A 744-nucleotide genomic window follows, 5' to 3' on the forward strand; every position below is an offset into this window, starting at 1 on the left:
CCGAACCGGTAGAGATCACAACGACACCACCCACCATTGGTGACACACTCCAAGTGCGACGCCTAGAGGGCGGCACCGCTACCGGGACCGTAGTCGAGGACTTCGCCGACTACTTGCTGACCGTCCCTGCCGCCGGCCGAGACCGGGCCATGCCCCATCGATGGGCCATCGCGTCGGAGGACGGAACGCTGATCTTCGCCGACGACGCCGACATCATCGAGCACCACAAATCCGAACCATCGACGACAGCACCGACAGACGTCAGCGACAAGACCTGACCGGTGGACATCTACTCAATTCTGGTCGCCTCGGCTATCGGGTCCGCGGCCGTACTAAGCATTGCCATACCAGCCCTGTTGGCCATGACGATCATCGACATCACGCGAGCGCTGCGAAACCGCACCAAGGGTTCCCCAGGCCAACACCCGGTGTCAGCACGAAGTGCAGCCAACTTCTGACACTGACAAACGTCATCGACACTACTGATCCTCGCGTTGATCGCCCTCGCTGATGGAAGTCGATTCACGTCGCGATCACCCCATTTCCACACGCCACTGAGTGCATCGCGAACTTCGCTACCGGCCCGACGATGGCGTAGGCGTGTGGTACGCATGGGAGTACTCACGGAGTCGATCACGGACATCGTCGTCCAGGTCTGGGCCACTGGGCAGATTCAAGGCCCACCACAACCGGCGCCGATACTCCGCACCCGAAATCCCGAACGCCACGAAGATGTCTTCGTCA

General features: G+C 61.0%; 1 protein-coding gene. It reads left to right on the plus strand.

Annotated features, from left to right (window positions below; all coding sequences use genetic code 11):
* Window positions 1-278 (plus strand): hypothetical protein (locus tag J1M87_RS25380; protein WP_206492491.1); only part of this gene is annotated, 278 nt, incomplete at its 5' end.
* Between the last annotated feature and the right edge of the window lie 466 nt (window positions 279-744).

The organism is Rhodococcus sp. KRD162, assembly GCF_017168335.1.
GTDB lineage: Bacteria > Actinomycetota > Actinomycetes > Mycobacteriales > Mycobacteriaceae > Rhodococcoides.